Annotated in this window: 25 protein-coding genes and 2 pseudogenes; 6 read left to right on the forward strand and 21 right to left on the reverse strand. The window is 44.9% G+C overall.

Features of this window, described 5'->3' with window-relative positions; genetic code table 11:
- From L4B77_RS15370 to pomA, 4 genes and pseudogenes are all read right to left on the reverse strand, one after another.
- Positions 1 to 231: pseudogene (locus tag L4B77_RS15370) on the reverse strand (helix-turn-helix domain-containing protein); the annotation flags it as partial.
- Between the two features lie 94 nt (positions 232 to 325).
- A complete protein-coding gene (gene thiI / locus L4B77_RS15375; RefSeq protein WP_429751480.1) occupies positions 326 to 1,774 on the reverse strand; it encodes a tRNA uracil 4-sulfurtransferase ThiI in 1,449 nt (482 codons plus the stop codon).
- Positions 1,775 to 2,078: 304 nt separating this feature from the next.
- Positions 2,079 to 3,026 carry a flagellar motor protein MotB gene (locus tag L4B77_RS15380; RefSeq protein ID WP_261837924.1) on the reverse strand — a complete coding sequence of 316 codons (948 nt, stop codon included), beginning with the start codon at positions 3,024 to 3,026 and terminating at the stop codon, positions 2,079 to 2,081.
- 11 nt (positions 3,027 to 3,037) lie between these two features.
- Positions 3,038 to 3,802, reverse strand: coding sequence for a flagellar motor protein PomA (pomA, locus tag L4B77_RS15385; protein WP_429751482.1), 765 nt, complete (start codon positions 3,800 to 3,802; stop codon positions 3,038 to 3,040).
- A 296-nt stretch (positions 3,803 to 4,098) separates the two neighbouring features.
- Here pomA and xseB point away from each other — a divergent pair, with 296 nt between their 5' ends.
- The 3 genes from xseB to dxs are packed head-to-tail and all read left to right on the forward strand — an operon-like array spanning position 4,099 to position 7,150.
- On the forward strand, positions 4,099 to 4,341 hold the full coding sequence (gene xseB, locus L4B77_RS15390; protein ID WP_104215027.1) for an exodeoxyribonuclease VII small subunit: 243 nt from the start codon (positions 4,099 to 4,101) through the stop codon (positions 4,339 to 4,341).
- 20 nt (positions 4,342 to 4,361) lie between these two features.
- Complete coding sequence (ispA, locus tag L4B77_RS15395) at positions 4,362 to 5,246, forward strand: (2E,6E)-farnesyl diphosphate synthase (RefSeq protein WP_261837926.1); 885 nt, start codon at positions 4,362 to 4,364, stop codon at positions 5,244 to 5,246.
- Between the two features lie 20 nt (positions 5,247 to 5,266).
- Positions 5,267 to 7,150 (forward strand): 1-deoxy-D-xylulose-5-phosphate synthase, encoded by a 1,884-nt coding sequence (gene dxs / locus L4B77_RS15400; protein WP_429751485.1) that lies wholly within the window; start codon positions 5,267 to 5,269, stop codon positions 7,148 to 7,150.
- 104 nt (positions 7,151 to 7,254) lie between these two features.
- Here the strand turns inward: dxs and L4B77_RS15405 are convergent, their stop codons facing one another.
- The 16 genes from L4B77_RS15405 to vcdP form a co-directional block, all read right to left on the reverse strand.
- Positions 7,255 to 7,614 carry a putative quinol monooxygenase gene (locus L4B77_RS15405; protein ID WP_261837928.1) on the reverse strand — a complete coding sequence of 120 codons (360 nt, stop codon included), beginning with the start codon at positions 7,612 to 7,614 and terminating at the stop codon, positions 7,255 to 7,257.
- A gap of 63 nt (positions 7,615 to 7,677) precedes the next feature.
- Positions 7,678 to 8,184, reverse strand: a complete 507-nt coding sequence (gene pgpA / locus L4B77_RS15410; RefSeq protein ID WP_429751487.1) for a phosphatidylglycerophosphatase A — start codon at positions 8,182 to 8,184, stop codon at positions 7,678 to 7,680.
- Positions 8,184 to 9,158: a thiamine-phosphate kinase gene (thiL, locus tag L4B77_RS15415; protein WP_261837930.1), complete on the reverse strand. Its 975-nt coding sequence runs from the start codon at positions 9,156 to 9,158 to the stop codon at positions 8,184 to 8,186. The genes pgpA and thiL overlap by 1 nt, the downstream gene beginning before the upstream one ends.
- A gap of 87 nt (positions 9,159 to 9,245) precedes the next feature.
- On the reverse strand, positions 9,246 to 9,713 hold the full coding sequence (gene nusB / locus L4B77_RS15420; protein WP_004734399.1) for a transcription antitermination factor NusB: 468 nt from the start codon (positions 9,711 to 9,713) through the stop codon (positions 9,246 to 9,248).
- Complete coding sequence (gene ribH / locus L4B77_RS15425) at positions 9,713 to 10,183, reverse strand: 6,7-dimethyl-8-ribityllumazine synthase (protein ID WP_004741508.1); 471 nt, start codon at positions 10,181 to 10,183, stop codon at positions 9,713 to 9,715. The genes nusB and ribH overlap by 1 nt, the downstream gene beginning before the upstream one ends.
- Before the next feature lie 295 nt (positions 10,184 to 10,478).
- Entirely contained in the window at positions 10,479 to 11,588 is a 1,110-nt protein-coding gene (gene ribBA / locus L4B77_RS15430) for a bifunctional 3,4-dihydroxy-2-butanone-4-phosphate synthase/GTP cyclohydrolase II (RefSeq protein ID WP_372065159.1), read from the reverse strand.
- Between the two features lie 108 nt (positions 11,589 to 11,696).
- Positions 11,697 to 12,353: a riboflavin synthase gene (locus tag L4B77_RS15435; RefSeq protein WP_429751493.1), complete on the reverse strand. Its 657-nt coding sequence runs from the start codon at positions 12,351 to 12,353 to the stop codon at positions 11,697 to 11,699.
- Between the two features lie 45 nt (positions 12,354 to 12,398).
- The gene (gene ribD / locus L4B77_RS15440; protein WP_429751495.1) at positions 12,399 to 13,547 is read right to left on the reverse strand and encodes a bifunctional diaminohydroxyphosphoribosylaminopyrimidine deaminase/5-amino-6-(5-phosphoribosylamino)uracil reductase RibD; all 1,149 of its coding nucleotides are present in this window, start codon (positions 13,545 to 13,547) and stop codon (positions 12,399 to 12,401) included.
- A 40-nt stretch (positions 13,548 to 13,587) separates the two neighbouring features.
- A complete protein-coding gene (gene nrdR / locus L4B77_RS15445) occupies positions 13,588 to 14,037 on the reverse strand; it encodes a transcriptional regulator NrdR (RefSeq protein ID WP_429751497.1) in 450 nt (149 codons plus the stop codon).
- A gap of 156 nt (positions 14,038 to 14,193) precedes the next feature.
- The gene (locus L4B77_RS15450) at positions 14,194 to 15,444 is read right to left on the reverse strand and encodes a glutamate-5-semialdehyde dehydrogenase (protein WP_372040199.1); all 1,251 of its coding nucleotides are present in this window, start codon (positions 15,442 to 15,444) and stop codon (positions 14,194 to 14,196) included.
- 99 nt (positions 15,445 to 15,543) lie between these two features.
- The gene (gene proB, locus L4B77_RS15455; RefSeq protein ID WP_372040198.1) at positions 15,544 to 16,728 is read right to left on the reverse strand and encodes a glutamate 5-kinase; all 1,185 of its coding nucleotides are present in this window, start codon (positions 16,726 to 16,728) and stop codon (positions 15,544 to 15,546) included.
- A gap of 76 nt (positions 16,729 to 16,804) precedes the next feature.
- Entirely contained in the window at positions 16,805 to 17,194 is a 390-nt protein-coding gene (gene crl, locus L4B77_RS15460; protein WP_429751500.1) for a sigma factor-binding protein Crl, read from the reverse strand.
- A gap of 143 nt (positions 17,195 to 17,337) precedes the next feature.
- Positions 17,338 to 18,591: an esterase FrsA gene (gene frsA, locus L4B77_RS15465; RefSeq protein WP_261837938.1), complete on the reverse strand. Its 1,254-nt coding sequence runs from the start codon at positions 18,589 to 18,591 to the stop codon at positions 17,338 to 17,340.
- 89 nt (positions 18,592 to 18,680) lie between these two features.
- Positions 18,681 to 19,145: a xanthine phosphoribosyltransferase gene (gpt, locus tag L4B77_RS15470; protein WP_261837939.1), complete on the reverse strand. Its 465-nt coding sequence runs from the start codon at positions 19,143 to 19,145 to the stop codon at positions 18,681 to 18,683.
- 84 nt (positions 19,146 to 19,229) lie between these two features.
- A complete protein-coding gene (locus L4B77_RS15475) occupies positions 19,230 to 20,519 on the reverse strand; it encodes an NCS2 family permease (RefSeq protein ID WP_261837940.1) in 1,290 nt (429 codons plus the stop codon).
- 509 nt (positions 20,520 to 21,028) lie between these two features.
- Positions 21,029 to 21,115 (reverse strand): small protein VcdP, encoded by an 87-nt coding sequence (gene vcdP, locus L4B77_RS20260; protein ID WP_004734412.1) that lies wholly within the window; start codon positions 21,113 to 21,115, stop codon positions 21,029 to 21,031.
- A 455-nt stretch (positions 21,116 to 21,570) separates the two neighbouring features.
- Between vcdP and L4B77_RS15480 the strand changes: the two genes are divergently transcribed.
- The gene (locus L4B77_RS15480; RefSeq protein WP_429751503.1) at positions 21,571 to 23,043 is read left to right on the forward strand and encodes an aminoacyl-histidine dipeptidase; all 1,473 of its coding nucleotides are present in this window, start codon (positions 21,571 to 21,573) and stop codon (positions 23,041 to 23,043) included.
- A gap of 117 nt (positions 23,044 to 23,160) precedes the next feature.
- Here L4B77_RS15480 and L4B77_RS15485 read toward each other — a convergent pair whose 3' ends face one another.
- Positions 23,161 to 23,700 (reverse strand): DUF3332 domain-containing protein, encoded by a 540-nt coding sequence (locus L4B77_RS15485; protein WP_429751505.1) that lies wholly within the window; start codon positions 23,698 to 23,700, stop codon positions 23,161 to 23,163.
- Between the two features lie 269 nt (positions 23,701 to 23,969).
- On the opposite strand from L4B77_RS15485, the gene L4B77_RS15490 reads away from it, so the two are divergent.
- Positions 23,970 to 25,016, forward strand: a complete 1,047-nt coding sequence (locus L4B77_RS15490) for a succinylglutamate desuccinylase/aspartoacylase family protein (RefSeq protein WP_429751507.1) — start codon at positions 23,970 to 23,972, stop codon at positions 25,014 to 25,016.
- A 128-nt stretch (positions 25,017 to 25,144) separates the two neighbouring features.
- A pseudogene (locus L4B77_RS15495) lies at positions 25,145 to 25,330 on the forward strand (helix-turn-helix domain-containing protein); the annotation flags it as partial.

The raw sequence follows: 25,330 nt of genomic DNA on the forward strand, positions 1-25,330 counted from the left end.
CATTAAATTCAATGCTTTTCGCATTAAATTCAATGCTTTTCGTTTTGTTTGAGCAGTCGCGGCATGCTTAGTTGGTAAAAATGAATCAGTATCATGGATGGCAAAGACTTGAGCCCAATACCGTATCTGTCTTGAAGAAATTGAATATTGTTTTGCTAAGTAGAGAGATGACGTGCCATCTAAGTATTGCTTAGCAATGATACATTTTAGCTCTCGGCTATATTTGGACATAAAAAGACCCCCAATAATTGGTGTCCAACTATTGGGGGTCAGTTCACTTTTCAGTAAGCGGCTTTGTAAAAACTTAACGATGCTCATCGCACCACTACGGGCGGTAAACCTTAACGTTATGGAAGCCTTGCTCTTGTAGGTAAAGCGCCTGTAGACGACTCATTACACCACGTTCACAGTACAGCAAGTACTCTTTCGATTGATCTAGATCGCCAAACTGAGTCGATAGCTTAAAGAACGGTATGTGCTTCACTTCAACACCGTCAATCTCTAGTGGGCGCTCATCTTCCTCTTCTGGGCTACGAATATCAAGAACGATGGCATGTTCAGACACGGCTTGAACTTGTTCAACTTCAGGTGCTTGCTCTTGGCTCTCTTTCTCAATGTCACGGATATCCATTACACGAGCATTCTCGATAACTTGATCCAAAACCTCGAAATTAAACTTAGCTTCTTCCGCTTCTAGTTTGCCTTTCTTCGCTTTTACTGTCGGTTTCTTCGAGATAACACCACAGTATTCAGGCATGACTTTAGCGAAGTCTTCTGTACCAATGTTGCGGGATAGATCGATGATGTCTTCTTTGTCCCAGTTAATCAGCGGACGCAAGATCAAAGTATCCGTCACGTTGTCAATATGGCGAAGATTCGTAAGCGTTTGGCTAGAAACCTGACCAAGTGCTTCACCCGTTACGAGCGCTTCAATACAGAAACGCTCAGCAACCATGCCACCCGCTCGCATGAACATACGCTTAAGTACCACGCCCATTTGGCCGTCTTCTACGTTCTCAAGGATTTCAGCAACCACTGGTTCAAAGTCGATAGAGATGAACTTCACCTTTGCCGATGAGCCATATTTATTCCATAAGTAGTGAGCCACTTGCTTAACGCCAATCTCGTGCGCTGGACCACCAAGGTTGAAGAAACAGTAGTGAACCTTAGAACCACGTTTAATGTGCAAGTAGCTTGAAACACCTGAATCAAAGCCGCCAGAAATCAAACTCAGTAGATCTTCTTGAGTTCCTAGAGGGAAACCGCCTAGACCTTTATGACGTTCAATCACTTGGTTTAACTTGTCGTTAGTGACTTCAACCTTAACCGTCACATCAGGGTTCTTAAGTCGAACTTTAGCCGACTCAACCGCTTGATTTAGACCGCCACCAACATAACGTTCTAGTTCAATAGACGTGAAGTCATGTTGACCTCGACGTTTGGCACGAACAGAGAAAGTTTTGCCTTCAATAAGAGTACGGCTGCGTTCAAGTACTTGCTCGTAAATATCATGTAAATCTTTAAAATCAGATTGCTGAACCTCAAGGGAGTGATGAATACCCGGCGTTTGCGTCAACACTTCAAGTGTTTCTTTAAAGTATTTGTCACTCTCAGACGTCACTTCGATGTGATCGCGACGGTTAAAAACAGCCACAGACTCAGTACGACGCTGAAGAATAGTACGAATATTACGTTCTAAAATCTTTGTGAAGCGCTTACGCACCGATTCACTTTTTACAAAAATTTCCGGATGGGGCTTAACAATAAATTTCATAGTACTTTCACGCCAATAAGGTTCACAATTTTAAGAGGTTCATTGCCACGTAAAAGGTCATTTCACATAGTCATTGAAGCAATAATAGATCAATATTAAATCTAAGGGCGCGAATTATACATGAGAAAGTCAAACAAGGAAAAGAGTGCGTGCTTTGGCGCGGTCAATAAACTCAACGCAGTAACAAACAACCACCTCATTTCACCCAGTGTTCTCGCAACATTGGGACTAAACCGGTATCAAACAAAGAAAAAGCCCAATCTACGAGAGATTGGGCTTTCAAGGTACCGATTAGAAATAAAGGCTATTTAGCGATCGCTGGGACTTCATCACTATACAGCGGTTCACCCTGCATGATACTGATTTCAACACGACGATTGAGGCTGCGTTGCCACTCAGTGTCATTCGGCTCTACTGGCTCAGTGTCGGCCATACCACGCACTCTCAAGCGTTGATGAGAGAATCCGCGCACCTTTTCCATCTCTTGAGCAACAGACACCGCACGTTGCGATGATAAATCCCAATTAGAACGATAAAGCTCAGAATCAAGACGTTGGTTATCTGTATGCCCTGAGATCCGAACAATACCCGGAACATCTTTAACAAGTTCAGCAACCTGTCGGACTAAAGGTCGGAACTTAGGTTGTAAGAAAGCCGAACCTGAGGGGAACGCCCCTTTTTCACGGATTCGAATCACTATCTGTTGACCCAGGTTATCAACCTCAATTGCGCCTTGGTCGATCTCTCTCTCGAGCGCCTTCTTGATGCTTTCCATCAAGGAATCCATATCTTGAGACTGCGCTTCAGCTTGCTTTTGCTGTTGGTCTGACTCTGAGTTCTGATTGTCGTGAGTCGACACCTCTGGCGACTTACCTCCAGTCATCTTTCCTTGGTCGCGCATTGTGCCCCCTGCGCGTTCAGATTCACCCTCATGAAACTCTAGCGTTTGCTGAGTAATATCAATGGTCTGTTGCATAATCACATCAATCGGCGTTGGCTCTGGGCGACCTGGACGAAACTCTTGTGCAATAATACTGGTGCCTTTCGGAATATCTTTTACTTCCAAGCTATTCTGCACACCAAACGCAAATTTCATTGAGCCTGCTATCTGCTTGAATTTTAGTACGTCCATCTCAGAGAAAGAGAGCAGCAGTACGAAGAAACACATCAGCAACGACATCAAATCAGCAAATGTCCCCATCCATAGAGGTAACCCCGGAGGAGGACATTTACATGGCTTGTCTTCATCCATCTTCCATTCCTCTAAGCGGGTTCACCATCAAAAATTCGTTTACCTTCATTTAGGTAATTCTTCAGGTAACCATCAATAACACGTGGATTTTGACCATCTTGAATAGCGAGCACACCATCCATCACTAAACGGCGGTTCAATGCCTCTTGATCACGGCGTAGCGCCAACTTATCTGCGATTGGGAAAAACACCATGTTTGAAAGAATTGCGCCGTAAAGCGTGGTCAATAGTGCTACCGCCATTGCAGGACCGATCGATTTAGGATCATCCATGTTCGAAAGCATGGCAACCAAACCAACCAAGGTACCAATCATCCCCATCGCTGGGGCAACATCACCAAATGCCGTGAATACTTTCGATCCCTGCTCATGACGCTCTGTGGTCAACGCAATGTCTTTTTGCAATGCAGCACGAACTACATCACCGTCATGACCATCCACCAACAGATCGATGCCCTTTTGCATGAAGCTGTTGTTAATTTCCATCTCTTCGAGAGCTAAAAAGCCACCTTTACGTGCCGCATCAGCCATCTCTACAACTTTAGCGATAAGATCTTCAGGTTCATCAGCTTTAAACATAAATGCTTTGCCAGCAATTTTAGCGGCACCAAAGAACTGTCCCATGGTGAACTTCATCAGAACAACAAACGTTGAACCACCAACCACGATCAAAATGGATGTCGTGTCATAAAACATCCCAAGGCTTCCACCTAGGATCATAGCCATGACGACAAAGGCCATTCCACCAATCAAACCTATTAGGGTTGCTAAATCCACTGAGCACTCCTCATGCTTTTTGTAGCTCTACATCGACGATAAACTTTTTATCGGCCAGATTATAAGATCTTTTAGTAAATTCTTAGCCTAAGTATCACATTTTTAGTTTTTGAATCACAAATACTACCCACTTTACCCTGATCAACCAGAGATAATTTTTATAAAGATAAGATTATTCGACAAAATTGACCTAAAGGCTCTTAAAAAAGAACTTTATTGCAAAATTTATTGGTTACATTTGACCATATCAGCAGCCTAGGGTAACGTTCGTTCATCTTTCCAAATGCAGATTTATTATGGCCACTAAGAAACCTGAAAATATGAGCTTTGAAGCGGCAATCGAAGAACTTGATGGCTTAGTTGATCAACTGGAAAATGGTGATCTAGCTTTAGATGATGCACTGAAAAAGTTCGAGCGAGGTATTTCCCTTGCTCGTGCTGGTCAAAGCAAACTAAACGATGCTGAACAGCGTGTTAGCATCCTACTGCAAAATGACGAAGATGCAGAGCTTAGTGACTTTAACCCACAACCTGAATAACAAATTGTATGAGATCCCCTATGATCGAGACTTTATTGTCTTATCAAGCACGTAATAACGAGCAACTGAACTTTTGGCTTGATCGCCTACCACACCAAAATCAGACTCTAATCGACGCAATGCGTTACGGCTTGCTTTTAGGCGGCAAACGTGTGCGTCCATTTCTTGTTTACATTACAGGGGAAATGTTTGGTTGCACGGCTGAAGAACTCGATACGCCCGCTTCTGCAGTCGAATGTATTCATACCTACTCTCTGATTCACGACGATCTGCCAGCGATGGACGACGACGAACTGCGTCGCGGTCACCAGACTTGTCACATCAAATACGATGAAGCGACCGCTATTTTAACGGGTGATGCACTACAAACTCTCGCGTTTACTATACTTGCGGAAGGGACATTAAGTGGCACTGGCGAAAGCAATCGTGTTCGAATGATTCAATGCCTAGCTGAAGCTTCTGGCGCTCAGGGTATGTGTATCGGTCAGGCTCTTGATATTGAAGCAGAAAATCGTGCCGTCACGTTAGCAGAATTGGAAGAAGTTCATCGTAATAAAACCGGCGCTCTTATGAAGTGCGCGATTCGCTTAGGTGCACTCGCTGCTGGTGATAAAGCGTTAGAAGTCATGCCTCAATTGGACAAGTACGCTGATGCGGTAGGGCTGGCCTTCCAGGTTCAAGATGATATTTTGGATATCGTCAGCGACACTGAAACCTTGGGCAAACCGCAAGGGTCCGATCAAAGCTTGAATAAAAGCACTTACCCTTCTTTACTTAGTTTAGAGGGCGCTCAAGAAAAAGCGCAAACTCTACTACAGGAAGCGCTTCAAGCTTTGGCTGCAATCCCATACAATACCCAGTTACTCGAAGAGTTCGCCCGATACGTCATCGAGCGCAAGAACTAAGACAATAAGCGCGCATTACTATGACTCTTGATATATCCAAGTACCCAACTCTTGCTTTGGCAGATAAGCCAGAGGATTTGCGTCTACTTCCGAAAGAGACGCTAACACAACTTTGTGATGAATTACGCACCTACCTCCTTAACTCTGTGAGCCAATCAAGTGGTCACTTAGCATCAGGCTTAGGTGCGGTAGAGCTCACGGTTGCTCTGCATTATGTGTACAACACACCTTTTGACAAGTTGGTTTGGGATGTTGGTCACCAAGCATATCCGCACAAAATCCTTACCGGTCGTCGCGATCGCCTATCGACGATCCGCCAAAAAGGTGGATTGCACCCATTCCCATGGCGTCAAGAGAGCGAATACGACACCCTATCGGTAGGTCACTCATCGACGTCGATCAGTGCCGCGCTTGGTATGGCTATCAGTGCCCAAAAAGAAGGCAAAGATCGCAAGATTGTCAGCGTCATTGGTGATGGAGCCATTACCGCGGGTATGGCCTTTGAAGCGATGAATCACGCCGGCGATATCCACAATGACATGCTCGTTATCCTGAATGATAATGAGATGTCGATATCAGAAAATGTCGGTGCGCTGAATAATCATCTAGCTCAAGTCCTTTCTGGTAGTCTTTACACGTCGATTCGTGAAGGCAGCAAAAAGGTACTATCAGGTGTTCCACCGATTAAAGAATTAGTACGCCGTACAGAAGAGCATCTAAAAGGCATGGTTGTCCCTGGTACCATGTTTGAAGAGTTAGGCTTCAACTACATAGGCCCGATTGATGGTCATGATGTCAATGAGTTAATAAAAACGCTGAAAAACATGAGAGATCTTAAAGGTCCTCAATTTCTGCATATCATGACGAAAAAAGGCAAAGGCTATGAGCCCGCTGAAAAAGATCCGATTGGCTACCATGGCGTTCCTAAATTCGACCCAGCACATTCAAGTTTGCCTAAGAGCACCAGCTCTAAGCCCACTTTCTCTAAGATTTTTGGTGACTTCCTATGTGATATGGCCGCACAAGATCCTAAGCTAATGGCGATAACGCCAGCAATGCGTGAAGGTTCTGGTATGGTGCGATTCTCGAAAGAGTATCCCGAGCAGTATTTCGATGTCGCGATTGCTGAGCAACATGCCGTGACGCTAGCAACCGGTATGGCGATTGCGGGTGATAAGCCAATTGTGGCGATCTATTCGACTTTTCTCCAACGTGGCTATGATCAACTGATCCACGATGTAGCAATCATGGATCTACCGGTCATGTTCGCGATTGACCGTGCTGGTCTTGTCGGTGCTGATGGCCAAACACACCAGGGAGCATTCGACTTAAGCTTCATGCGTTGTATTCCAAATATGGTGATCATGGCGCCAAGCGACGAAAACGAATGCCGTCAGATGCTTTATACTGGCCACCAACATACGGGGCCTAGTGCTGTACGTTACCCTCGCGGAAATGGTATGGGCACCGAGATTCAAAGTGAGTTTACTGCACTCGAAATCGGAAAAGGTCGTATCATTCGCGAAAGCGAAAAAGCAAAAGATGGCTCGAAAGTCGCTATTCTAAGCTTCGGCACTTTCCTTGAAAATGCACTTCAAACGGCTCATGCTATCGATGCTACGGTAGCCGATATGCGTTTTGTCAAACCACTCGATGAAGCTCTCATCAAACAACTGGCCGCTGACCACGATGTACTGGTTACTATCGAAGAGAATGCCATCGCAGGTGGTGCTGGTGCGGGTGTGGTTGAATTCTTAATGCAAGAGAAGCGGCTAATGCCAGTATTGAACCTTGGCCTACCAGACAAGTTCATTGCTCAAGGCACGCAGGGCGAGTTGCATGAAGAGTTGGGCTTAGATGCGAAAGGCATTGAGACATCAATCGCAGCTTATCTGGCGAAATAGAGACTTAGCTAGATAACGGAAACAAAAAAGGTTGGCCCTAGGGTCAACCTTTTTTGTCTCTACTCATTGACTCGACGTATTCGTCGCTGAGAGTCGATAAAGCCTTAGCAACAAGGCTTAAGTACTGGCGCGTCATAGTTCTCTGGTTCATCAGAGTAGATAGCTACGTTGAAGTTCTCAACCAACCCCGTCTCCTCAACACACTGCGCTTGGAAAAACTGCTGAATCTCACGACGCTGACAATGCGCTTCAAACGCTTCGTTATCCGCCCAAATTTCATTGAATGCAATAGGGAAGCTCTGCCCCTCAGCAAACGGGCTCTGAATATGGCGAGTGACTCTGTATTGAATACAACCATCTTCACGCAGAGTATTTGACTCTAGTGATTTTAGAACCTCAAATAACTCGTTCAATTTGCCTTCTTTTGGCTGGAATTGAGCGATACAGTAAACCTTTTTAGACATTATAATTCCTTACTTTTTTTACTTTAGACTTGAACCGTTGATTGGTCTAAAAGCCTTCTGAACTTAAACTAGCCAACCGGCGAAATGTGCCACTGCATACAGCGAAATCGCCGCCATAAGGCCTGCAACAATATCATCAATCATAATCCCGAGCCCACCGTGAACTCGCTTATCTAGCCAACCAATAGGCCAAGGCTTCACCATATCGAAAAAGCGAAACAGCACAAAACCAGCTACTAGCCATCTCCAATCATCAACAGGAATGTTCAACATAGGCACTAAGCTCATGGTGATCCAAAAACCTGAAAATTCATCCCATACGATAGAACCATGATCATGCACGCCCATATCATCAGACGTTATTTGGCAGATTTTGATACCTATAATGCAGCTTACCACCACGAGAACGACATAAATAGGGAACGGTAATTGAACCAACAAAAGATAGAAAGGAATCGACGCCAGTGTGCCCATCGTGCCGGGAATAATCGGCGATAAGCCACTGCCAAACCCGGTTGCCAATAAGTGCCAAGGGTTTTTAAGAGAGATTGCAGAAAGTGGGTTTGTCATCAATTAGCCTTAAAGTGATCGTAACCAGTTAAGCGCCAACTTAATGGTTCACCATTGTTGTGTAATTCAAAATATTCTACAGGTCTTATCTGGCCAATGCAGGTAACTTTTGTCCCTGTGTGTGACAAAACACTTTCCAATGACCCTTTATTCTCTTCTGGTACAGTAAAGCACAGTTCGTACTCCTCACCACTGGTCAGCGCATACTGCTGAGCTGAAGCGATATCAGAAGTAAACTGACATAATTCTGGAGAAATAGGTAAACAACTCACATCAATGCTTGCACCAACCTGTGAACGCTTAAGGATATGTTTTAAATCAGCGATAACACCGTCAGAGATATCAATAGCAGACGAAGCAAGGTTCACCAGTGCTTGGCCAGCCAATACTCGAGGAACGCTCAAATAGTGCCTCTCTTCAAGTTCTAGCGCATAAGGCTTTGCTCTATTCTGTTCCGGTTCCAGTACCACTTCGAGGCCTGCTTTGCTGTCGCCTAGGTTGCCCGTTACGTAAATCCAGTCCCCCACTTTTGCGCCATCTCTGCGCAGCGCTCGCCCTTCCGGTACAAAACCTTGCACAGTCAATGTTAGGCTCAATGGACCTTTGGTTGTGTCACCACCAATTAACTGAATACCAAAGTAGTCTGCAAGTTTAAAAAAGGAGTCACAGAAGGGAGCAAGCCATGCTTCATCGACTTCCGGTATGGTTAAAGCAAACGACACCCACGCAGGCGTCGCCCCCATAGCGGCAAGGTCGCTGATATTCGAAGCCAAAGCTTTGTGTGCGACCCAAGCTGGATTCGCTTCCGTTAAGAAGTGGGTACCGGCCACTAAGGTGTCCGTGCTGACCGCAATCTCAACATTGCCTGGGGCTTTGACCAAAGCACAATCATCACCCGCCGCTAGAAGTACGTCTTTACGTTGGGGTTGTCGATTAACAAAATATTTTTCAATCAGGTTAAATTCGCCAGACATCACATGCCCTATCTTTAATGTTACAGAAATTGAGTTACAAAAAAGGCCAGCATAAAAGCTGACCTTTAGATTCAATAGACAAACGTCTTATTTCTTACGAACGTGCGGCGCTGCTTTATCAAGCACACCGTTCACAAACTTATGGCTGTCTTCTGCTGCAAATACTTTTGCAAGCTCGATAGCTTCGTTGATAACCACTTTGTATGGTACATCTTCGCGACGAGTCATCTCGTACATAGCTAAACGTAGAAGCGCGAGTTCCATCAAATCCAAATCTTGCATCGGGCGAGATACGAATGGACGAAGCTTACTATCAAGTTCCATGTGGCTAAGAGCAACACCAGTGAGTAGGTCGCGGAAATAGGCAACGTCTGTTTCAGGCATCGCAAGAGCAGGCTCTGCAGCATGATGCTCTTCTTCATCATACTTACCACCAGATAAGAACTGTTCTTCAACGGTAGCAATATTTTCTTTAGTAATTTGCCAAGAATAAATTGCTTGTAGAGCAAATTGACGTGCGTTACGACGTGCGGCTGGTTTCACACTGGCCCCCATTAGGAATCGATTTCAGAAAGAACGTTGATCATCTCAAGTGCGCTAAGTGCGGCTTCTGCACCCTTATTACCAGCCTTGGTTCCTGCGCGTTCAATAGCTTGATCGATCGTATCAACAGTAAGAACACCAAACGCTACTGGAAGAGAATATTCCAGCGACACTTGTGCCAAACCTTTATTACATTCACTGCAAACATAGTCAAAGTGAGGTGTACCGCCGCGAATAACTGTACCTAGAGATACAATCGCATCGAACTTACCCGTTTTTGCAACACGCTGCGCAACAAGCGGAAGTTCAACTGCACCAGGGCAACGAACAACAGTGATGTTGTCTTCGCTTACTTGTCCGTGACGCTTTAAAGTATCGATTGCACCAGAAAGTAAACTTTCGTTAATAAAACTGTTGAAACGAGCAATAACGATAGCAATTTTTGCATTTGGCGCTGGGAAGCCACCCTCGATCACTTTCATAAGCCTTCCTTTAACTATTTTCATCAAGTGAGAATCGCCGGATTCTAGCACAAAACTGTGAGCAATATCTAATGCTAATTTAGAAGAACAGACACCGGAGATGTAAATAGGATAACGCAGTACGGTTGCCGATGATATGGGAACAACATGTCGCTCAGCTTACGCATTTAACGCGCTGAAAATCCGGCTTAATGACTTTGCTGTTTGGGTCTAATTATTGCCCCAAACAGCAAACCGAGTTATCACGAATAGATAGGGCGATAAACAGAGAAATATCTGTTTATGCACCAGTCGCTTATTCGCAAACGTACTCAACAACGTTAAGGCCAAAACCACCCAATGCATGGTAACGCTTAGAGCTTGAAGAGAGTAGACGCATATCTTGAATGCCTAAGTCTTGCAGAATCTGAGAACCCACCCCAACACGACGAGAGGTACCTTGCTTCTTCGCCATTGTCGGTTGCTCATTTTTATCCTGAGCTTCGAATGTCTTCACTTTATGAATCAAAGAATCTGACGACTCCTCATTCCCAAGAATCACCAATACACCACCTTCGTCACCAATACGTTTCATCGCTTTATCTAATGACCAACTGCGCTCGGCACCACGATCAGAATGCAGCAGATCAGTAAACGTATCATGCAGGTGAACACGCACTAAAGGCGCTCCTTCAGATAGGTCGCCTTTCTGCATCGCATAGTGGATCTGGTTATCAATGGTATCGCGGTAAGTCACCAGCTCGAAATCACCAAACTCTGTTGGTAAGTGACATTGTGCGACACGTTCAATCGTGGTTTCGGTGTTGTTACGGTATTCGATCAAGTCAGCAATGGTGCCTAGTTTGATATCGTGTTTTTCAGCGAAAACCTCAAGATCTGGACGACGAGCCATAGTACCGTCGTCGTTTAGAATCTCAACGATAACGGATGCAGGCTCACAACCGGCGAGACGAGCTAAGTCGCACCCCGCTTCAGTGTGACCCGCGCGCGTTAACACACCGCCTTCTTGCGCTGTCAGTGGGAAAATATGGCCCGGTTGAACTAAGTCTGCCGCTTTGGCATCTTTCGCGACTGCCGCTTGAACCGTCACAGCGCGGTCTGATGCAGAAATACCCGTGGTTACGCCCTCTGCCGCTTCAATCGAAACCGTAAAGTTAGTGGTGTACTGTGCATTGTTGTCTTGCACCATAGGCGCAAGCCCCAGACGATTTGAACGCTCTTTGGTCAGTGTAAGACAGATTAAACCACGGCCATACATCGCCATAAAATTAATCGCTTCAGGCGTCACATGTTCTGCTGCCATGATCAGATCGCCTTCATTTTCACGATCTTCATCATCCATCAGGATAACCATTTTTCCTAGGCGAATGTCTTCAATAATTTCTTGAGGAGTACTAATTGGCATTGTTCTATATCCTTTGAAATGGTTCTGATTCCTAGAACCGACACTATTTAAACCTGATGATATTGCTGAACTTTTACAAAGTGCTATTGGGGGACTGAGTAAAGGCTATTAGGCAAAACCATTCTGCTGTAAGAATTCCATCGTTAATCGAGATTCAGGCTCAGACTCTTGTTGCTGACCTTGCAGTAAACGTTCCATATAACGGGCTAACACATCGACTTCTAGATTCACTTTACGACCAACATTGAATTGGTCAATAGTGGTTTCTGAAGAGGTGTGCGGAACGATAGTCAGCTTAAAAGCATTCTTACGTAAGTCATTCACGGTCAAGCTAATACCATCAACTGTGACGGACCCTTTTTGAGCCACGTACTTTGAGAGTTCAGCAGGCATTTCTACCCAGAACTCAATGGCACGACCGACTTGATTACGTTCAACAATCACCCCTACGCCATCAACATGACCAGACACAATGTGTCCGCCAAAACGCGTGGTCGGTAACATTGCTTTCTCAAGGTTTACCTTATCGCCCGCTTGGTAATCCATAAAGCCCGTTTTTTTCAGGGTTTCAAGCGAAAGGTCTGCGCTGTAGCTGTGGTCATTGAACTCAACCACCGTCAAACACACACCATTGGTCGCGATACTGTCGCCTAACTGAACGTCAGCCATATCGAGCTTGCCAACGTTAACCGTGACGGTGATGTCTTCTCCGCGGGGAGTGATGGCACTCAATGTACCTACGGCTTCTACAATTCCTGTAAACATTTTAAAACTCTTTTTGTTGTCAACGACACTGTGTAGTTGGAGTGACTATTTCGAAAATGGTTTCGCCGCTCTTGGTTCTGCCACGATTGATTTCGCCACAATTGGTTTCGCCACAATTGGTTTCGCCACAATTGGTTTCGCCACAATACGAATATCCACACCCACCAGTCGAATATCTTTAATATCTAGGTCAATCACATCCGACATTGAAGTGAGCCCTAATGCGCCCATCAAACCTCGTCCGTCACTGCCCATCAATTTAGGCGCTAAATAGAGGACAAGCTCATCCACCAGCTGTGCTTCAATCAAGCTTTTAGCTAATGTCGCGCCCGCTTCAACCCAAAGATGATCGATATGATTGGCAGGTAATTGACGCATCAGATCATGTAAATCGAGCTGACCTGCAGCTGTGGTTCTAACTTCAAGATCAGCAGACGCTTCAGCGACTCTCAACACGGGGGTTGGAGTCTGGAATAACTTAAGTTCAGGACGCAGTTGGTTTTGACGATCAAGTATCACGCGAATCGGCTGACGCAGCTTATCTTCAGCGTAATGCTGTTTGATACTGCTTGGCAACTCTGCCCAACGAACATTCAATGACGCGTTATCTTCAATCACCGTCTGGCTCGTAGATAACACCGCACCGGCTTTTGCTCGATAGTTCTGAACATCACGACGCGCTTCTGGCGACGTGATCCACTGGCTTTGACCATTGTTCAATGCGGTTTGCCCATCGAGACTCGCCGCCATCTTTAACTGTACGAATGGCATGCCCGTTTGCATACGCTTGATAAATGCCGGATTCAAGTCGAGAGCGTCTTGCTCTAGTAAACCGATTTCAACCTCAATACCCGCATCACGTAGCATTTTAATACCACGTCCTGCGACTTTTGGGTTAGGGTCCTGCATGGCACAAATCACTTTTGAAACTTGAGCCTTAATCAAACCTTCCGCACAAGGTGGCGTTCGGCCATAGTGCGAACAAGGCTCTAACGTGACATAAGCGGTCGCACCTTTTGCCTTGTCACCTGCCATGCGCATGGCGTGTACTTCAGCATGAGGTTCGCCGGCTTTGGCATGAAAACCTTCGCCAACGATCTGACCATCGGTTTGTACGATGACACACCCAACATTTGGGTTGGGTGCTGTCGTGTAAATGCCGCGTTTTGCTAACTGAATAGCACGCGACATCATTTGAAAATCTAGGGGAGTAAAATTGGACATGATTGAGGGGTTAATCCTCTAATTTAGCGATTTCTTCGCCAAACTCTCGGATGTCTTCAAAGCTGCGGTAAACAGAGGCAAAACGAATGTACGCCACTTTATCCAATTCTTTCAATTGGCCCATCACAAGGTTACCAATCATTTCGCTTGGTACTTCCCGTTCACCGGTCGCACGAAGCTGTGATTTAATCGTACTGATAGCCAGTTCAATCGCATCCGCACTCACAGGGCGTTTTTCGAGGGCTCGCTGAATACCGCCGACCATTTTATCTTCATTAAATGGTTCACGGTTTCCATTCGACTTGATGACTTTTGGCATCACAAGTTCTGCCGATTCGAACGTCGTAAAACGTTCATTACAAGCAAGGCATTGACGGCGACGACGAACCTGATGACCATCGGCGACCAGTCTTGAATCGATTACTTTAGTATCGTTCTCTGAACAAAAAGGACAATGCATATCACCTCCAAATAATTGGATATCAGTGTAACGGAATTGCTAAACGTAAGGAAAGAAAAAGGGCCAATTAAGGCCCTTTTGTGTGGTGATTCATTGATTATTGCTGCTCGACAGCCATTTCAAAAATGAGCAGAGGAGCAAAACCAGCGGTAAGCGTTAGCCACGAACTAAATAGTTTGCTTTACCCACCCATTTGTAACTGGTCAGTTCCTCTAACCCCATAGGACCGCGAGCGTGCAGTTTCTGAGTCGATACGGCGACTTCCGCGCCCAAACCAAACTGCGCACCATCGGTAAATCGCGTGGACGCATTCACATAAACGGCCGCAGAGCCTACCGAGTTAATAAAGCGCTCAGAGCTTTCGAGACTGTTGGTCATGATCGCATCGGAATGACTCGCATTGTGCACACGCATATGGTCAATCGCCTCTGCCACATCCGCAACCACTTTTACACCTAGCGTGTAGCTTAACCATTCAGTATCAAAGTCGCCTTCAACCGCATCACGTTGGTCTTCAAAACCCGCCAGCAGCGATTTTGCGCTGGCATCGGCAACCAAGGTCACCTTGCCCGCTAAACGCGCTTTCAGCTTAGCGAGGAAAGCTTCAGCAACGGTTTCATGCACTAACAAAGTGTCTAACGAGTTACACGCTGATGGCCGTTGCACTTTTGAATTTTCAACCACATCGACAGATTTCTCAAGATCCGCACTGTCATCAACGAAGATATGGCTGATACCAAAGCCGCCGATGATCACGGGAATGGTGCTGTTCTCTTTACACATCTTATGCAAACCAGCGCCGCCACGCGGAATGATCATATCCACGTAGTCATCCAGCTTAAGCAGTTGAGATACGAGTTCACGATCAGGTTTCTCGATGTACTGAACAGAAGCGGCTGGAAGCTGCGCTTTCTCTAATGCAGACTGGATAACTTTAACCAGTTCCATGTTCGAGAAAAACGTCTCTTTACCACCACGTAGGATGCTTGCGTTACCGGTCTTCAGACACAGAGCTGCAATATCGATGGTTACGTTCGGGCGCGCTTCGTAGATAACACCCACCACACCAAGTGGCACGCGGCGGCGAGACAGTGACATACCATTTTCCAGTACTTTACTGTCCATTTCACTGCCAACCGGGTCATTCAGGCTGATCACATTACGCACATCATTCGCGATGCCGGTTAAACGCTCTTCGTTGAGAAGTAGACGGTCAAGCAGTGCATCTGTCAGACCCGCTTCGCGACCCAGTTCGATATCTTTTGCGTTTGCTTCTAAAATCGTTGCTGCGTTTGTTTCTAACTCATCAGCAATGATCGCCAATGCCTTGTTCTTTTGCGCCGTTGATGCGGTCGCTAGGTGGAAAGCCGCGTCTTTTGCTGCTATCCCCATGTTAGTTAAATCCACGTTTAACGCTCCCTAAATTCTGTCTTTGGATGGATAAGGCGACGGCTGATATCTAGATGCTCGCGCTAAATCTGCGGTTCATCGCCTTATCATCTCGAACTACTCTTGAATCACAACCAAGTCGTCACGGTGAATGACTTCTGATCCGTAATCGTACCCAAGAATAGCGCCAATATCTTTACTGTGCTTGCCTGCTATTTTAGCTAAATCTTGGCTTGAATAACTGGCGATACCACGCGCAACCACCTTGCCTTTACTGTTGGTGACTTGGGTAACTTCACCACGAGAAAATTCGCCTTGAACTCGAATCACCCCTTTCGCCAGCAAGCTGCTGCCCTTGGTGTTGACGGCATTGACTGCACCATCGTCGACCACAATGTCTCCGGCAGAAGCCGGGCCCGCTAAAATCCAACGTTTACGGTTTTCTAGCGCTTCTTCTAAAGGCAAGAAACGGGTCCCTTGTGGATTGTCACTCAATGAGTCAAATACCACATTTTCCGCACTGCCTGCGGCAATAATGACTTCAATACCAGCACGGCGAGCAATATCAGCAGCCTGCAGTTTGGTTGCCATGCCACCGGTACCTAACGTAGAACCACTGCCGCCAGCGATCTTACGCAGTGTGTCATCAATGGTTTTCACTTCCTTGATGAGCTCGGCATTTGGGTCTTTGCGAGGGTCGGCCGTAAACAGACCTTTTTGGTCGGTTAACAGTAAAAGCTTATCAGCACCGCATAAAATACCCACCAATGCCGATAAATTATCGTTGTCACCCACTTTAATTTCATTGGTCGCTACTGCGTCGTTTTCATTCACCACGGGAATAATATCGTGTTCAACGAGTGCGTTGATCGTGTCACGCGCATTAAGAAAACGCTCGCGATCATCAAGATCGGCGCGAGTCAGTAGCATCTGGCCAATTTTAAGGCCATAGATAGCGAATAAAGACTCCCAAACTTGAATCAACCGACTTTGCCCTACGGCCGCAAGCAACTGTTTGCTCGCCATCGAGTTGGGAAGTGCGGGGTAACCAAGGTGCTCACGCCCTGCTGCAATAGCGCCAGACGAAACCATAACCACCGAATGGCCTTGTTTTTTTAATTCAGCACATTGACGAACCAACTCAACCATGTGAGCTCGATCTAATGCCAATGTTCCACCAGTTAAGACACTGGTACCCAGTTTAACAACGACAGTTTTACGCTGTGCTGTTGTCCCGCTTTGATGATTGATTGTCATGAAGTCTTTTATGGATAAAACAAATAAGAGGTGATGTTTTAGCAATCAACAAGAGAATTCACAAGTAGAAAAGGTGCGAAATCGCACCTTTTTACTTTATAGAGAAGAGTAACCTTTAAAATCAGACGAATTCGACAGACTCTTCGTCGAACTGAACGCTGATTTCAAATTTATTTTGAAGTTCATCGATCAACTTTTGGTGGAAGGCCTCTTGAGTACGAGAGACCTCAGCCACCACCTTTTTCGGTAATGGCAAAGGCTCCCAATGACCATCGATGTTGTACTTACCTGTGTTGTATTTGGCCGAAAATCCGTCTCCCGACTTATCCAACTCTAACCACCATCCCCAGAACTCGCGCTCTTCTGGTGACTTTTTATCGTTCACACACACCGACAAACAATCAAAAATATAATGACCCTCTTCTGATTGTGGCTCCCTCAGGTAAGGACCAATAGCCTTCAAAACATTTAACAGTCGGTAATGGGTTGGTTGTTGTGTCACTTTTGACATATTGAATCTCCGTTTTCAATGTTAAGAATGACGAACTCAGACAGTAATACGTAGAAACTACCCTGTTGGGTGTTATCAATAACCTCTGAGTATCAAGCACTTAGTTTGTACACTTTTCATGCTTAACTAATTTCGGAGAGATGTCACCTAAATAATTCATCTTCAAGCCATTTTATCGCCAATTCGAGGGATTGCTCATACCCTTGTGTAATTGACTTCGCTTTGATTTGCTTCGCTTTCCCATACTGGCTGTAAATGGCAACCAGTTGATTATCCATTGCCGGTGATACCGGGTCCCCTTCCAAGGCCAATGCTAAGATAGGAACGCGCGTTTTACTATTCGACAACAAACCTTGTACTTTCAATGACCACGCCATCAGTTGTCCTGAGAGACTATTGATATCCACGGCACCTTTACCAAGACGAGAAGCCAGTACATCGAGATGCATCTTAGGCATCTGCTTGAGTTTGTCGGTATGAACAAAGATATCGTGGATCGGAGCACCAAGAGAGATACATGCTTTGATCTTCTGCTGCTCAACAAACGACAACCTAACCATAGCGTTGCCACCAAAGCGGAAGCCAAACAAGCCGACCTTATGATGATCAACCCAAGGGATATTCGGCAACTCATTCAACACCGCTTGATGCAAACATGAAGAGTCTTCAGTCAATGGCCAGTGAGAGCTGTGCCCTATCGATGGCATGTCTACCGTCAGCATCGCGATATTCTTAGGTGCTAAGTAATCCCGAAACAAGCGCCACATATCCGTTTGTAAACTATCTAAACCCGCGCTGACAATCACAACCGGTTGTGGCTTGTCTGTTTTGGTTAGATGTAAATTCGCTTTGATCTTCTTGTTTTGGTATGGGATATCAATCTGTTTGACGATCAACTTAGTGTGTTTTATCGCTTCAGAGTAAGCGGTATTGGCCAACACTTGAGCCTGAGCGGCAAGGCTATCGTTTTTCAGATGTGGATAGCCGGCAATGCTGAAACACAAAGATGCTGAAAATAGCTCTTCAGCCCGCTCTTCTTCACTCTTCTCATTAGAACGATTTTGATGCTGCATACCAAGTTTAGTCCACTCGTATGCCCAGTTACCGCTTCGGTAGCCCATCACAGTATCTAACCACTCATCAGTAGTGCGTGAATTATCGGATGACGCGATTCTCGCTAACACGGCTTCTTGCTCTATTGGGTTGACCCCCTGCCATGCCCACTGCAGACGCCTTAGGTTTCGGTACCAAGACGAGTTTTGCTGCTCACGCTTCTCATCCAGTAATTCTTGCGAACTTGGCATGTACTGCGTCAGCATCGAGGTTTCTTTAGCCTGCTTGTGCTTAACAAATAATGTTTCCGAAAGGTTTGAGCTCGTTTCTTCTGATTCAGACATTGGGGTACTTAATAAGAAATGGTTGTGACTCATAGTATAAAAAAAAATGACCCTATATAGGGTCATTTATCAAAAAACTTAGCTTACGCTTATTTTACCTTGCGATTTACAGGTTCAACATAACTTAGGCTAGTATCCCAAGGTTGTTCAATCCATGTGTCTTGAGCGATATCGACGATGTACTCATCAAGCAAATGTGCGCCTGATGGCTTAGCACAAACTGCGATTAATTTCGCTTTAGGGTACATTTCGCGAAGCTTACGTGCAGTGTCACCACTATCGACAAGATCTTCAACAATCAGGAAGCCTTCGCCATCACCTTCAGGTGCTTTAACTACCGTCATATCACGTTGGTGATCATGGTCGTAGCTAGAAATACAAATCGTATCTACGTGACGAATACCTAACTCACGAGCCAGTATAGCACCTGGTACTAACCCCCCACGGCTTACAGCCCAAATGCCTTTCCACTGCTCGGCTGGCATTTGTTTTTCTGCTAGTTGACGGCAGTAAGTCTGCATATTGTCCCAAGTGATAACGAATTTGTTACTCATAGTATAAAACCTAATAATATTGTCATGTTATGAGAAGCTCTGCCAAGCACAGCTTCTTCAGCAGTTAAGCCGAAATCTAGACGATTAAGCGAAAATGTATTTAATAATAAAGATAACCGACATTACCCAAACAGCAGGAGAAACGTCACGACCTTTACCGCTTAACAACTTAATTGCAGCATAAGCGATGAAACCCAGTGAAATACCCTCAGCAATAGAGTATGTCAGAGGCATAAGCAGACATGTTACCACGACTGGTGCAGCTTCTGTAAGATCACGCCAATCAATGCCGACTAAACCAGACATCATTAGAATGGCGACATAGAAAAGCGCACCGGATGTAGCGTAAGCTGGGATCATACCGGCCAATGGTGAGAAGAAAAGAGCCAATAGGAATAAGATACCAACCACCACTGCGGTTAGACCGGTACGGCCACCTTCAGCGACACCAGCCACACTTTCAACGTATGAGGTGGTATTGGATGTACCCAGCAGAGCACCAATAGACGTTGCCGTTGAGTCTGCAAGTAGTGCTTTATTCAAGCGCGGTAGCTTACCGTCTTCTTTGATTAAATTGGCTTTCGTTGCAACCCCCACCAAAGTACCCGCAGTATCAAACAAATCAACGAATAAGAACGCGAATATCACTGAAACCATGCCAATATCAAATATAGCCGAGAAATCAAGCTGCAAAAATGTTGGAGCTAAACTTGGCGGTGTAGACATAATGCCGCCATATTGAACATCACCAACCGCAACACCGATCACGGTAATAGCAAGAATGGCAATCATTACCGCACCTTTCACACCGCGGTGAACCAGAGCAACAGTAAGGAAGAAACCCAGAGCGCCTAGGATTGGAGCAATCGCCGTAATATCACCCAGTGAGACTTTCGTTGCAGGGTTAGACACCACGATACCAGCATTACTAAGCGCAATAAACGCAAGGAAAAGGCCGATACCAGCCGATATACCAACACGCAGTGACATAGGAATCGAATTGATGATCCATTCACGGATCTTAAAGAGGCTTAAGAAAATGAAGATGACGCCGGAAACGAAAACCGCCGCCAAAGCAACTTGCCACGTATAACCCATTCCCATCACAACAGCATAAGTAAAGAACGCGTTCAGCCCCATACCTGGAGCTTGAGCAATAGGGTAATTCGCAACAAAGCCCATAATGAAACAGCCAATAGCAGCCGCTAAACAGGTTGCGACAAAGACAGCGCCATGGTCCATACCTGCATCAGATAGAATCATTGGGTTTACAAAAATGATGTAAGCCATTGTTAGGAAGGTTGTCAGGCCTGCGATGATTTCAGTATGGACATTTGTGCCATTTTCACTGAGTTTGAATAGCTTTTCGAGCATTTTCGAATCCTATATGGGTAAGAAGTAAACGGTTGCGTAAACGATTGGCCGTGATTATAAAGTTATCAAATAACAAATTCTAGATAGAATTAGGGCTCTAAACGATATTTATCAAAATAGTATCGACATCAAAGTGATAAAAAAAACAAGCTATAAAAACATTAACCATTAAAAACAAATAATTAAAGTAGTAGGCGACGATAAAGTCACTTGATTATCATTTCGAAAAAACGCCATTTTTATTGAAAATCCTTTGATTAAATTTTCAGTTTATACCGGCAAGAACTSGTCATTTTTCAACATAATTAGTTATAAAGTGAAAATTAACGATTTGACGTTAGAAAAACAACCGCAGTGAGTGGTAGAGAAATGACAAATGGAGAGAGTGGAAAGTGGCAGGCAAAAAAAACGCCACTCAAAAATGAGTGGCGGTAGAATCTGTCAACCAAGGGTTGTAAAAAAATTCCAATATTAGGGGTGAACAAACTGTTCAAGTCACATGCGTTGGTTTAGTAACCAAAGCTTGTTGGGTATGCAAAGTTGCTAGTATAAACCGAGCTGTTAATCCAGAACATTGCAGATGGTAAACCTTTCATAACTATCACCTTAGTAAATCAATAAAAAACGAATATGATTTCTCAGTTCCTTGGAGGCGATAAAACGGACTCATCCTTTGAGCATTTACTCTTCACTTCAGAAGTTGGTTACTAATATACCACTAAGAAAAAAGATTACAACAACTTTCCGATAAACTTCACACTTTTGAAAGAAATTGTTATTTATACAACTTAATTGAGTAATTAAATTACAAAATTGTTTTTAAATTACCTATCAACCCAGCAGTATTAAGCATACAAATGCGTATTTTTAATCAAGCAAACAAACTGGCGTTTAAAAATTGAGGTGTCTGAGGCTTAGAAGCACTACTCGTAAAAACACGCAAGTGGTATGCTGTTGCCATTAAAACAGACCCATATTTTAGATTTTTGTTCTAATTTATCATCCATTGAAACTCTAAATATATGGCAATCAAATAAAAAAGGAGTCATCCGTGTCTGAATTCCACTCTGAGATCAGTAAATTATCCCCTGCCCCTATTTGGCAGTTTTTCGATAAAATTTGTTCAATCCCACACCCATCGAAACATGAAGAAGAGCTTGCTCAATACATTGTTACTTGGGCAACAGAGCAAGGCCTAGATGTACGTCGCGACCCAACGGGCAACGTATTCATCAAAAAGCCAGCAACGGCGGGTATGGAAAACAAAAAAGGTGTGGTGCTACAAGCTCACATCGATATGGTTCCACAAAAGAACGAAGACACCGTTCATGACTTCGCTAAAGATCCAATCCAACCATACATTGATGGTGAGTGGGTTACCGCTAAAGGCACAACGCTTGGCGCTGACAACGGCATGGGCATGGCTTCTTGCCTAGCGGTTCTTGCTTCAAACGAAATCCAACACGGTCCTATCGAAGTTCTACTCACCGTCGATGAAGAAGCAGGCATGACGGGTGCTTTCGGTCTTGAAGCGGGTTGGTTAGAAGGCGATATCCTTCTTAACACCGATTCAGAGCAAGAAGGCGAAGTGTACATGGGTTGTGCTGGCGGCATCGACGGTACAATGACATTTGAAATTGCACGTAACGCCATTCCAGCTGACTTCGTAACACGTAAGCTAACGCTAAAAGGCCTAAAAGGCGGTCACTCTGGTTGTGATATCCACACCGGTCGTGCAAACGCAAACAAACTGCTTGCTCGCTTCCTAGCGGGTCACGCAAAAGAGCTAGACCTTCGCATCGTCGAATTCAAAGGGGGCAGCCTTCGTAACGCGATCCCTCGTGAAGGTTTCGTCACGGTTGCTGTTCCTGCGGCAAACCAAGAAAAACTGGCTTCACTATATAACGACTACACTGAGCTGCTTTCAACAGAGCTAGGTAAAGTAGAAGACAGCAGCGTGACTTTCAATGAAGAAGCGTCTGTAGAAATGGGCGCACTTGCGTCAGCAGACCAAGCTCGCTTCATCGCGGCACTTAACGCCTGTCCAAACGGCGTGATTCGCATGAGTGACGAGATTGAAGGTGTTGTTGAAACGTCTCTAAATGTAGGGGTTATCACAACAGAAGAGAATTCAATCACGGTGCTTTGCCTGATCCGTTCTCTTATTGACTCCGGCCGTAGCCAGGTTGAAAGTATGTTGAACTCAGTAGCAGAACTGGCAGGTGCTAACATCGCGTTTTCTGGTGCTTACCCAGGTTGGAAACCAGACGCAGATTCAGAGATCATGCATATCTTCCGCGATATGTACCAAGGGATCTACGGTCACAAACCAAACATCATGGTGATCCATGCTGGTCTTGAGTGTGGTCTGTTCAAAGAACCTTACCCGAACATGGATATGGTCTCTTTCGGCCCAACCATCAAGTTCCCACACTCTCCTGATGAAAAGGTGAAGATCGATACTGTTGAGCTGTTCTGGGACCAAATGGTTGCATTGCTTGAAGCGATCCCAGAAAAAGCATAATTCGATAAGCTATCGTCTTTTTCAATAAATGATGTTGTCATTAAACATCGCTTATCGACACAAAATAAAACAGGTACTCAATGAGTACCTGTTTTTGTATCTCGATCAGATAAACGCTTAAGCGCGTGAAGCTGCGTAACTTTCTAGCTCATCAATCGATGTCTGCGCAACAACTTCTCCATCGATGAAATACGTCACCATCTCACCGTCACGAACACCGATCAAGGTCGCTCGCTCACCAGATTGGTAGGTAATGTCCATTTGGATAGTATTCTCATCAATCTGCTGCATTTGACCTTTCTTAATCATATTGGTATGAGTGATAGGGCCGACAGGCGCTTCAGTCAATGACTTATCTAAGTGATGGTTAATATCAAGGTAAGTATCCATCTTTGCATCAAAGATATGTGGAGAACCCGTGAGTGGGTTGCTCCCCGTCCAAAACTCTAGTGAGTTAAAGACCAAATAGTCAGCTGCAACAGTAAGACCATAAGCAGGCGCTAGTAGCATGTTTAATCCACCACGAGCGTAGCGGTTATCAACAGCTTTAAGGTTAAACTTCATTAAGTACCCGGTAACAGCGTTACTACCGACACAACCAGACAGCGCGACAGAAACCGCTGCTATTGCAACGATTTTTGTAATTGTTTTTTTCATTTTCATCTCGAGATATAAATTTGGCTGCCAAAAATGGCGATGGATACTATCAATCCACCTAACGGCAAATATCATTAAAAAAACAGAGTATTGTCAGAAAAATGCCAATTTAAAACGAACTCAAATGGTCAAAATAGAAAAGAGAAAACAATTCTCACCCCCCTCCATAAAAAACTTTTGTCGTGACCGCAAAGTGATTGATTCGTACTAAAAATCAACGGTTGCTACATTCCGTGTTAATGAATTATCACCCTGTTGAGACCCCGTAAATGGCAAGACTAAAACCTAATCAACCATTCGAATTACTTGGTTATACTGTTCAGCCAGGACAACGAAAGGAGATAGAACTACAAGCAGCTCAGCTGTACACACACTCTCCACTTTCGATCCCGATTGAAATCATTCACGGTCGCCAAGCTGGCCCGACCCTTATGGTCAATGCAGCGATCCATGGCGATGAGCTAAACGGTGTCGAGATTGCACGACAATTAACGAATGCCATTGAACCAAAGAAATTAAAAGGTACATTGATTATTGTGCCGATTGTTAATGTGTTTGGCTTCATCCATAAGTCTCGCTACCTGCCAGACCGTCGTGATCTAAACCGTTGTTTCCCTGGCAGTGAAAAAGGCTCATTGACATCACGTATCGCTTACACCTTCTTCGAAAACGTAGCGAAGCACTGTGATTATATTTTGGATCTACACACGGGGGCGATTCACCGTACCAATCTGCCGCAGATCCGAGCAAATCTATCGAACCCTGAAACACTGCGTATCGCAAAAGCATTCGCAACCCCCGTCATTATTGACTCGCCACTGCGTGACGGTTCACTGCGTAGCGAAGCGGAAAAGCTGGGGATTCCAGTATTAACTTACGAAGGTGGTGAAGCGCTGCGTTTTGATCACCTAGCGATTCGTGCGGGTTACCTTGGCGTGCATCAAGTCATGAAAGAGATCGGCATGCTACGCCCTAACCGTAAAAAGTTACCAGAGCCAGTATTAAGTAAATCGACCAGTTGGCTCCGCGCTGAATCAGACGGTATTTTGCGTAATATGGTAGGACTTGGCGAACAGGTTGAAGCAGGACAAACTCTCGCTTATATCAGTTCACCTCTGGGGCACGAAGAAAGCCAAGTGATCACCACCAAAGGCGGAATCGTGATTGGTCAGCAAACTCTCCCCTTAGTCAATGAAGGTGATGCGATATTCCACATCGCTTACTTTAAACAAGACGATGATGAAGTGGGTCAATCTGTAGAAAGTTATATTGAAGAAGTAGCAGAAGACGATTGGTTAACAGCACTGAACAACTGAGAATCCTAACGCATGCTTGGACAAGTTCGCAGTGAGAGACTCCAAGTATTTAAAGTAAAAAGCCCCAATGATAGTTGCCTATTGAACTGACCCCCAATAGTTGGACACCAATTATTGGGGGTCTTTTTATGTCCAAATATAGCCGAGAGCTAAAATGTATCATTGCTAAGCAATACTTAGATGGCACGTCATCTCTCTACTTAGCAAAACAATATTCAATTTCTTCAAGACAGATACGGTATTGGGCTCAAGTCTTTGCCATCCATGATACTGATTCATTTTTACCAACTAAGCATGCCGCGACTGCTCAAACA

The sequence above is a fragment of the Vibrio minamisatsumaniensis genome (genome assembly GCF_050337445.1).
GTDB classification, from domain to species: Bacteria; Pseudomonadota; Gammaproteobacteria; order Enterobacterales; family Vibrionaceae; genus Vibrio; species Vibrio artabrorum.

Bases quoted from the DNA above. Each gene is read 5' to 3' on its own strand.
- dxs (WP_429751485.1), top strand. From the start codon at position 5,267: ATGACTCTTGATATATCCAAGTACCCAACTCTTGCTTTGGCAGATAAG.
- pgpA (WP_429751487.1), bottom strand. From the start codon at position 8,184: ATGACAAACCCACTTTCTGCAATCTCTCTTAAAAACCCTTGGCACTTA.
- nrdR (WP_429751497.1), bottom strand. From the start codon at position 14,037: ATGCATTGTCCTTTTTGTTCAGAGAACGATACTAAAGTAATCGATTCA.
- L4B77_RS15485 (WP_429751505.1), bottom strand. From the start codon at position 23,700: ATGAAAAAAACAATTACAAAAATCGTTGCAATAGCAGCGGTTTCTGTC.
- xseB (WP_104215027.1), top strand. From the start codon at position 4,099: ATGGCCACTAAGAAACCTGAAAATATGAGCTTTGAAGCGGCAATCGAA.
- vcdP (WP_004734412.1), bottom strand. From the start codon at position 21,115: ATGAAAGGTTTACCATCTGCAATGTTCTGGATTAACAGCTCGGTTTAT.
- L4B77_RS15475 (WP_261837940.1), bottom strand. From the start codon at position 20,519: ATGCTCGAAAAGCTATTCAAACTCAGTGAAAATGGCACAAATGTCCAT.
- frsA (WP_261837938.1), bottom strand. From the start codon at position 18,591: ATGTCTGAATCAGAAGAAACGAGCTCAAACCTTTCGGAAACATTATTT.
- thiL (WP_261837930.1), bottom strand. From the start codon at position 9,158: ATGTCTGGCGAATTTAACCTGATTGAAAAATATTTTGTTAATCGACAA.
- gpt (WP_261837939.1), bottom strand. From the start codon at position 19,145: ATGAGTAACAAATTCGTTATCACTTGGGACAATATGCAGACTTACTGC.
- ribH (WP_004741508.1), bottom strand. From the start codon at position 10,183: ATGAAAGTGATCGAGGGTGGCTTCCCAGCGCCAAATGCAAAAATTGCT.
- L4B77_RS15490 (WP_429751507.1), top strand. From the start codon at position 23,970: ATGGCAAGACTAAAACCTAATCAACCATTCGAATTACTTGGTTATACT.
- ribBA (WP_372065159.1), bottom strand. From the start codon at position 11,588: ATGCCAATTAGTACTCCTCAAGAAATTATTGAAGACATTCGCCTAGGA.
- ribD (WP_429751495.1), bottom strand. From the start codon at position 13,547: ATGATGTCGCGTGCTATTCAGTTAGCAAAACGCGGCATTTACACGACA.
- L4B77_RS15405 (WP_261837928.1), bottom strand. From the start codon at position 7,614: ATGTCTAAAAAGGTTTACTGTATCGCTCAATTCCAGCCAAAAGAAGGC.
- thiI (WP_429751480.1), bottom strand. From the start codon at position 1,774: ATGAAATTTATTGTTAAGCCCCATCCGGAAATTTTTGTAAAAAGTGAA.
- crl (WP_429751500.1), bottom strand. From the start codon at position 17,194: ATGTCAAAAGTGACACAACAACCAACCCATTACCGACTGTTAAATGTT.
- nusB (WP_004734399.1), bottom strand. From the start codon at position 9,713: ATGGGGGCCAGTGTGAAACCAGCCGCACGTCGTAACGCACGTCAATTT.
- ispA (WP_261837926.1), top strand. From the start codon at position 4,362: ATGATCGAGACTTTATTGTCTTATCAAGCACGTAATAACGAGCAACTG.
- L4B77_RS15380 (WP_261837924.1), bottom strand. From the start codon at position 3,026: ATGGATGAAGACAAGCCATGTAAATGTCCTCCTCCGGGGTTACCTCTA.
- L4B77_RS15435 (WP_429751493.1), bottom strand. From the start codon at position 12,353: ATGTTTACAGGAATTGTAGAAGCCGTAGGTACATTGAGTGCCATCACT.